Below are 8,976 nucleotides of genomic sequence, written 5' to 3' on the forward strand. Positions count from 1 at the left end.
ATTGTTACCAGCATTATATTTTTTTTCTGCAAAAGGGGTTCAGAAAGATTTTAATCCACGATATTACCACTAATCGTATTGCCACCAACAGCATCGTAAATATTATGGGGTTTATTACCTTTTACAGTGTTTCCAGTAATGGTATTACCTGTTGCTTTTGTAGTTATAGTTATACCACCATTATGATACCAGGAAAAGCCAGGAGAGAACAATCGATTATTATTAGTTACAGTATTATTAGTTACTCTATTTTCTGATGCGCCTTGAATTATCAAAATACCACTCCCATTATCATGTACATTATTATTTGTAACGGTTGCATTGTTTGTTTGTACTATAATGCCACAAGTTTGATTATTTGAACAGTCATTGTCAATAATCAGTACATTTCTAGCAACCCTACCCGCATTTGGTTCAATATCTATACCAGCCATAGGTGCAGTGCCATTTGTATTTTTAAATACAGAGTTTTTTACTACCACACCATCTGCCGATGTAATAGATAACCCCTGTCTGCGATTATTATCAGAAATTACGTTATCCAGTGTAATATTAGTTGATGTTATAGTTCCCCCTATATAAAACCCGTCCCCCCAACAATCTTTAGCAGTAATATTATTTAATATCACATCACTGGACCCATAGATACCAATACCCATTCCCCACTCACCTGTAGTACCTAAATGGCTTGCACGTTCCCCCTGTAACGTACCTCCGACTATATTAACCTTTGTTACACTACTAAGCTTAATAATATTATACTGGCCATTATTGTTTGGTATTGCTTTAAGTATAGCGCCACTCTCCATTTTCAGGGTCATATCGCTTTTTAGATTAAGGGATGTAACCGCATTAATCATATAGGTGCCGGCAGGTATTAACACGGTTCCGCCGGTGCCGGCAACTTGATCTATGGCTGTTTGGATCGCCTTTGTGTCGTCGGTACTATCATTACCTGTCGCTCCTGTACTCTTCACATTGACATTAACCGGTATTGTAAAATTTGCCGTGATATTTTTATTCGCATTCATAGTAACTGATAATGGATTCGTGGAGTCCGTAACATCACCGCTCCATGATGTAAATGTATAACCTGAATTTGACGTTGCAGTTAGCTGTACTATATCTCCTATATTGTAAACTGCCAGATTCGGATTTTTTACAACAGTTCCGTTGATTGCTGTTACATTTAATGTATAGGTCTTTACCACGGAATCCTCTCTTTTGCAATCGGCAAATAAAAATAATAAGACAACCGGAGCTCTGGCAAAAATTGCTAAATAGTTCATTTTTTTAATCTTAATAATTCTTCATTGTCCTCATTCATCATTTCTCTCACTCATATATCTCCACCTCAAAATACCCAGCCTTCCTTTTACATTGGCTTCGTTCCGGTCCAAACCATCATCTGATTTTTTACCGGATAATTCCACCACGGTATTGCCTGATGGTTCTATTCTCGGCCCAGGTTGCATACCAAATGTTGACGGCATTCGAGGAAGCAATGGTAAGTCTATAGCTATCCAGCAATTGCACAGCCCTGATGAGGTCGGATTCTTTAGCGGGATCTGCCATTGCAAGCCTGCGTGCAACCATTACTTGTCTAGTCATCTCTGCATCGACCAGCCCTTTTTCCAAAAACTCGATTCTCTGCACGGCTCTGGCATTGCCTCCAGCCAACGCTTTTGCTTCGTTCAATAAGGTATGAGCCTCGTTGAAATCAGCAGCGGTAAACAATAAATCAGTCAGCCTATGGAAATTAGCAAAAATGCTGCCAACATCCTTGGTGGAGGCATCCAAGGCAAGGTACGTCTGCCCCGCCCGTTCCGTAACGGATTCCCAAAAATCGAAATATTGTTGGACTTTATCTTTGGCGGAACCGAACGCTTCATAGTACTCATTAAGTATCGACTGGACGCCTTTTTCTGCATCTTCATTCATACGTGCAACCATATAAAGACTCGGTCCTTGCGCAGCATACATGCCTGTCATCGAATCAAAATCCGTCCCGATCATTCCGCGGGAATAAGCATAAGAGAATTCTTCCCCAAAACGCTTGGCGTATTGGATCGGCATGTTATGGCCTGCAAGCGTGTAATTGGGTCTTAAATAAAGCGAAGCCCCCGCGTCATACCACCCGCCCCACTGTGTTTTAAAATCCTGTGTGTTTTGATCATTCCAAGGATAAATTTGAGTCGGAACAATACCAATGACAATATCACGATTCAATTGTGTATCAACAGGCGGAGCGCTGTAATTTTCGTAAGCATACCCGATTACTTTGGCGGCGGGATCATGAAGTCTTGCTTTTTGTTGAAGTGCAAAATACCATTTAGCATATCTGTCCGACAAAGAATATGGCAAATAGAGATCTTCCTTGCCTATCGGCGCCTTATACGGAACGCTTGTATTGTCAAGGGCAAGCGTCTCCGGCGAACGGTCTAATCCCGGCGTATCATTCTCAATCCCGTTGACCCACCCCTTCTTGTCCGTCCGCTTAGCCAACCAGTCGGTAATGACCTGATTTTGCAATCCTTCATTCCCAACGTTCATGGAAATCAAGCGTCCTTCTCCGGGATAGAAGGGGTGATTAGGACGGCGTGTACCGTCTGGAAGTAAGTTGAAATATTCCGGATGCGTGTCTTTAAACCGGCTCCAATAATCCGTGAAGCCATGTCCGTAGCCAAAACTAACGCCTTCGGCAAAACCATGGCGGCGAAGCCACACAGATTGATCTTTGAGAAATTGTGCTTGAATCGAAGGCAAGACACCGTTTACATCAGCGCTTCGGTTGCCAATTCCTCTCCAACGGGTATGCTGCAGTTGCGCTTCTTGCTCGATCGCGTAATTATTGATGGAGAATGATGCCTTCTGTAGGATATCTTCCCCCAATTCGCCAGGCCACAGCCACTTGACTCCCAAATCATTTCTTAGAATGTAATAAACGCCGAACAATGTTCCAGCATCCTTGGTTAAATCCAGGGCAGAACCGACTTCGTCATGTCCGGTTATATAAATCCCCTGCGAAGTGGTCCGAATCGCGTAGGAACGCGGCCCCATTGCGCTGCCATCCAAGCCGAGAGCCAACGCAGCCTGCGTGCGTCCCACATAAACAGGCAGCAGACCTTGCGGTAAAGAATAGGACTCACGCAAGATTTGTAAGGTTACCTGTGTAGACTTCTGAACGTGATATTGAAATTCGCTTGCCGCATAATTCTCCACTTCCAGCGGCATGTCAGGAACGACGATGACCGCCTTGGCCATCCCATTCTCGACAATGCTGGGTAATGGTGACGGCTTGCCCGACGCCAAACCCGCTCCTTCCTTCCGTTCCGGTTGCTTCCCGAACGTCGTGTCCTTTGCTTGAATGCTAATTATCGCACTCTTAATTTGACCCTGCCCAATCCTCGCGGGGGTAAATGCATTTAGGCCCGCAGCACTGTCGGCTGCCGCTTTAGTGGGAATGTCTGTTGATTCGCTTTTTTCCCCGGATGAGTAAGCTGCCATTATAAACGTTAATACAATGACTAAAAGCACTATACTGATTTTTTTCATTTTCGATCCTCTATCATGTTACATGTTGTTTTATTATTCAATTATTTATCAAAACGATTAATCCCATCCCGGATTTTGCCAATCAACTCCGGAAAGTCCAATGATCTTACTAACTTCATTCTGATCAATCGGATACATCAGGTATTTAGTTGATGAACAGTTTCTATCTGTGAACTTGAAGCGTTTGTAGGTAAGGTTTGAACCAGTTTTCGTAATCCCCATACCTGTAACAAACTTATCCGTCTGGTCCAGGATTTTCCAACGCCTGACATCAAAGAAACGATGTTCTTCAAATGCAAGTTCAATACGACGCTCATTACGATACTTTTTCTCAAAAGCATCTTTAGACATGCCAACAGGGAATGCAGGCATACCAGCCCTTACACGAACTGCACTGACAGCATCCCTGGCACTCATGGAAAAGCCTCCTGTAGTTACCGCCACATCCGGGCCAACTGATTGGTAAGCAGATTCAGCAAAGTTCAGGTAAAGTTCAGCCAAACGGAACAATCTGATAGAGCCATCAGCATTATTATTTTTGCCGGATTTATAGTTGTTAAATTTACGCAGGTAATATCCTGTTCTGGTATTCTTACGGTTGATAGCTGATATCTCTTCGTTCCCTCCTAAAAAAGTTTCCACCTTTTTACCATTGGGTTGATCTAAATACCTCACTGCACCATTGTAGTAAATAGAGGCATAAAATCTGGGATCACGACCATTGTAAGGGTTCGCCTCGTCATAACCTGATGCACTATTTACGATCGGAACTAATTTATTGGCATCAGCATAGCTTGTAATAGGGGCCTCGCCATTAGCCATCTCATAACTATCAACCAGGTCCTGTGTTGGACACGGCCCGCTTTTATCCATACCCGGATTAGTAGGCATTCCTGCCAACTGCCATACCTGCATTTGTCCACCAGCATGGTAGATGGTCTCTTTGTCTTTGGCACGCTGATCATCAGAACTGGAAAAGTGGTAGAGGGCATAAGCATTCTGTGCAATATTAGGCGCAGGTGTTTCATTAAAGAGCCTGTAAGTGTTAGCCAAACATTGTGACAAAGCTTCAGCGTTAATGGCTGTTGCATGAGCCCAGGTATAGGTGCCATCAGACCACAGGGGGCTCGCGGCATAAGTCACGGCCTCAGATTTAATAGCATAGGCTACGGCACGGGTCATGATACCGTATTGATTATCATAAATATCCCAGGAGAACCCATCCCGTGTGGCGGGATAGGATAAAGCATTATCGCAATCTTCCAGAATAAATTTCACTACCTGGGCGAATGTTGCACGCTTGTCTTTAGAGAAATCATGTTTTATATCCAGAGGCTTATCAAAAATAGGTACCCCTCCATAACGTTTAATCAATTGTAAATAGTAGAGGGCACGCAAGGTGTGGGCCTGTGCAGTCCATGCCCCTTTTTCTGCCACAGTGGCATACACCGCAGCCGTTTTGATACTTTCAAGGAACACATTACACTTACGGATCCCTTCATAAAGGTGCCCCCAGGAACCCCCATCAACCGAAAAGGTTGGATAGGTTAATGAGGTAATACTGCCACCATACCAATTAATGTATCTTGAACCAGGTGTGACATCATCCGCATCCTGTGCCTCATCGGTAAACGATGAACGGTCCATGTAAGGCGCAGGGCAATATCCATAGCAGGAGTTGAGATAACCCCGGATCCTGTTATAATCACTGAATACCTGGTCCATAGTTATACGGCCGTCACTTGGTAAATCCAACTGCTTATTACAGGAGAAAAGAAGGCCGGAAACGAGTACGGCTGTGAAGATTTTATATTTTTTCATACTAAAATAATATTTCAGGTTTATAAATTTTTATCCGACTGCTTAGAAAACAACATTTACACCTATATTGAAAACCCTGTAAACAGGGAATGCTGCATAACTGCCTTCCGGTCCAAAATCATTAGACTTCATGTTGTCCCAGGTAATCAGGTTCTGTCCGCTGAGTAAAAATCTTACTTTCTCTGCCGTAATAATTTTTGACAGAGATGCGGGTAGCGTATAAGATAACTCGATATTCTTGAGGCGTAAATAGGATCGGTTATAGTTAATATAATCACTTGCTTCATGATTGACTGTCTTGGCTAAAGAAAGAGCCGGTGCTGTAATTTTCTCCTCGTTTGCATAGTAGCGCTCAGCTGTCCATGCATTCTTGTGCAATGCACCGAATACCCCATCAAAATCCGTTTCCCAAACACCCTGTCCGCCAATTAGTGTTGAATAGTCGCCAACTCCCTGGAAAAGGAAACTTAAATCAAATGATTTGTACCTTATGCCGCCTGTGAACCCATAAGTTACCCGCGGCAGAGCACCTGTGCCAATTGGAGCCTTATCACGCTCATCAATCTTACCATCGTTATTCAAATCACGATATTTAAGGTCTCCCAAACGCGGCGTACCAAAACCGTACGTTAAATTACTGTTATTCAGTTCATCCTGGGTGTTGAAGAATCCGTTCCCATTGCTATAATCCACCAGGTAACCAAATGCCTGGCCATAAGAGTAACCTTCCTGCCATTTTCTGTAGGCATAGTCATCGGGCCTAAGGGGTTCATTTATCTTAAGGAGGGTATTCTTGGCATAGCTAAACAGACCTCCAACAGAGAAGGTCAAATCACGATTGATAGCCTTGTTGTAACTGGCAGTAATTTCATAACCCTTGTTCTCGAAAGTACCTGCATTAGTTTGAGGATAGTTGTTTAAAGGAATTCCCTGGTAAAGCGGTACGGTGGAGATAGCACTAACCACCATGTTATCCATGCGCTCTTTGAAAACATCTGCCGAAACAGAGAATGCGTTGAAAAGTCCTAAATCGATACCATAATTTTGCTTGGCAGATACCTCAGCCTGTATATAAGGGTTACCCACCTGGTTTTCACTGACATTGTATTGAAGATACTTAATAGGACCGCCACCACTAACAGTTACGTTATCAAGGTAAGCAAAACGGTTAAGATCACTTTGGTCATTGGCGGTTTTACCGTAAGATGCCCTTAACTTAAGATTGCTCAACCAATTCATATCATTCATAAAAGCCTCGTTAGATACTACCCATGCACCTGAAACGGCCGGAGTTGCAATAAAACGACTGCCACGTGCATACTGCTCAGAGCCTGAGTAACCTACATCTAACTTAACCAGGTATCTGTTATCATAACCGTAGGTAGCCTCTGCTCCCGAACTTACCCGGTTATAAGGAAGCAACCAGGGAGATCCTGTATCCGCTTTAGTGAGATTTTGAAAAAACATATAAGCCATACCGCCAACCTGGTGTTTGCCAAAATCATATTTATAGTTTAACGCGGCATTATAAGTCAGGTGGTAATAGTAAAAATGCTCTTTACTGTAAGCCAGAGGAGTATTATTTTGTGCACCTTTCTTAATAAATGAAAGTTTATCCGGATCATCCTTTCTTACCCAGCGCTCATAATCCTGTGTAGTTCTTAAACTGCCCACAGCGTTGGTCTGATAAGCAAAAATACCGGTCAAATTCAATCCTTTGGTAAGAAAACCCATATCCAGGTCAAGGCCAAACTGAGAGGTAATATTGGTTACCGTATGCCGCGCATAACCCGTACGATTAAGCATGCCATAGGTAGGCGAGGCTACACGTTCAGTAGTAATCACTTTATCTCCCTTAATAATTACAGCGCCTGTATTTGCATCAAGAACTTCCGGTGTTAAAGGCCCGTATGCAGTCGGCGGAATTTGGAACAGGCTGCTATAAACCTCAGCAATACCTGAGCCGGGCGTCCGCTCTCTTTTAACATTGCCGCTTAAACGGACAAAAGCTTTCAAATATTTATTCAGGTTCATATCAACATTTGTGCGATAGTTTACCCAAACATTGTTTGCATTGGGGTTATATTTGCTTTGGTCTGTTATAAACTGACCACCCTGATGCATAAAATTGATATTGGAGTAATAACGTACTTTATCATTTCCTCCGGTTACATTAATGCCAATCCGCTGCATAGACGCAAAATCTTTCATATACCTGTTATACCAGTTGTTATTGGGGTATTTTGGGTCATCACCAGAGCGGTAATTCGCGATTTGCGCATCACTAAACAGATAATTCAGACCATGCCCGTCATTGAAGGCTGCCTGATTTCTCATCTCTGCATAATCAGCAGCACTGTAAAAAGTTGGTTTAGTTGTTACCTGCTGCATGGATTGATCAAAAGTGGCTTTTACCTGAACACCACCTTTTTTACCACGTTTGGTTGTAATAACCATTAACCCGTTTGCCCCCTGGATACCATAAAGCGCCTGTGTTGAAGCATCCTTAAGAATAGTAACGGATTCAATCTCATTTGCACTTATGTAGTCCAGTGTCTGGTTACTGTTATAAGAAACAATAATTCCATCTATCATAACAAGTGGCTCATTCCCCCTGGCTGCCGAAAGGCCGCGTACATATAAATTGGTATTTGCCCTTGACAATTCTGAAGTGGTCTCCCGAGTCGTCAATCCGGCAAGACGGCCTGCAAAAGCCTGTGTCAGGTTTGCCACGGGCGACTTTTCGAGTTCTGCGCCACTAACGGTAGCAACCGATCCTGAAATATCATTACGCAACTGGGATGTGTAACCCAACTGGATAACTTCACCTTTTTTGTGCGCATCCCATTTTAGCTGAACATCAATCCGTTCATTTCCCCCGGTGGTCACCTTTTCTGTGGTATAACCCATGTAGGAGAAAATAAGCTGCTTGTATTCATTGTTTATAATCGAGTATTCACCCTTCATATTGGTAGATGTTCCGGTTTTCCCACTTTCGTCATTAATCGTTACGCCTGCGAGGGGTTTTCCGAACTCATCAGTAACAATCCCATTGAAGGAAGCTGCCAGATTCTGGGCGCTAACTGTTGTCCCAAAAGAAAACATGAGCATAAACGCCAGCAGCAATGTTCTTTTTATCGTTAATTTATGTGTCATCTTATTTATCATTTTAAGGCAATTAAAAAACTATTACTGCTACCAACCCGTATTCTGCCAATCCACACCTGTACTAGCTTTTAAGCGGTTAGCCTCATTCAGTGGTATGGGTAGCCAAAGGAATTTATTGGTATAATTCTTACGTTCATCAGCACGAACTGTACGACGACCATAAGTAAAGGTACCATCCGGTTTTCTGGTAATTTCCATAGCGGTAATCCATTTGTCTGTTTTGGAAAGATCGCCTGTAGGTAATGTCCAGCGACGAACATCGAAGTAACGGTTTTCTTCCATAGCTAACTCAACCCGGCGTTCATTCCTGATACGGAGTATCAATTCATCCTTTGTTAACGATGCGGGTAAGTTCGGCATGCCAGCCCTGCTTCTTATTTCATTTACAGCTGTAATTGCCTCAACTAACTTATCTGCCTCCGCGGCAGCCTC

General features: G+C 43.1%; 5 protein-coding genes. All 5 read right to left on the reverse strand.

Annotated elements, in window-relative coordinates:
- Positions 1-50: 50 nt before the first annotated feature.
- Positions 51-1,289 (reverse strand): right-handed parallel beta-helix repeat-containing protein, encoded by a 1,239-nt coding sequence (locus tag M0R21_07970; protein MCK9617759.1) that lies wholly within the window; start codon positions 1,287-1,289, stop codon positions 51-53.
- Between the two features lie 127 nt (positions 1,290-1,416).
- Positions 1,417-3,555 (reverse strand): DUF4838 domain-containing protein, encoded by a 2,139-nt coding sequence (locus tag M0R21_07975; GenBank protein MCK9617760.1) that lies wholly within the window; start codon positions 3,553-3,555, stop codon positions 1,417-1,419.
- Positions 3,556-3,612: 57 nt separating this feature from the next.
- Complete coding sequence (locus M0R21_07980) at positions 3,613-5,376, reverse strand: RagB/SusD family nutrient uptake outer membrane protein (protein MCK9617761.1); 1,764 nt, start codon at positions 5,374-5,376, stop codon at positions 3,613-3,615.
- Between the two features lie 42 nt (positions 5,377-5,418).
- Positions 5,419-8,532 (reverse strand): SusC/RagA family TonB-linked outer membrane protein, encoded by a 3,114-nt coding sequence (locus M0R21_07985; protein MCK9617762.1) that lies wholly within the window; start codon positions 8,530-8,532, stop codon positions 5,419-5,421.
- Positions 8,533-8,571: 39 nt separating this feature from the next.
- Positions 8,572-8,976 (reverse strand): RagB/SusD family nutrient uptake outer membrane protein (locus M0R21_07990; protein ID MCK9617763.1); only part of this gene is annotated, 405 nt, incomplete at its 5' end.

This window comes from Lentimicrobiaceae bacterium, from assembly GCA_023227965.1.
GTDB lineage: Bacteria > Bacteroidota > Bacteroidia > Bacteroidales > JALOCA01 > JALOCA01.

Excerpts from the sequence above, each read along its gene's own strand:
- M0R21_07985 (MCK9617762.1), bottom strand. The coding sequence starts at position 8,532 with ATGACACATAAATTAACGATAAAAAGAACATTGCTGCTGGCGTTTATG.
- M0R21_07975 (MCK9617760.1), bottom strand. The coding sequence starts at position 3,555 with ATGAAAAAAATCAGTATAGTGCTTTTAGTCATTGTATTAACGTTTATA.
- M0R21_07980 (MCK9617761.1), bottom strand. The coding sequence starts at position 5,376 with ATGAAAAAATATAAAATCTTCACAGCCGTACTCGTTTCCGGCCTTCTT.
- M0R21_07970 (MCK9617759.1), bottom strand. The coding sequence starts at position 1,289 with ATGAACTATTTAGCAATTTTTGCCAGAGCTCCGGTTGTCTTATTATTT.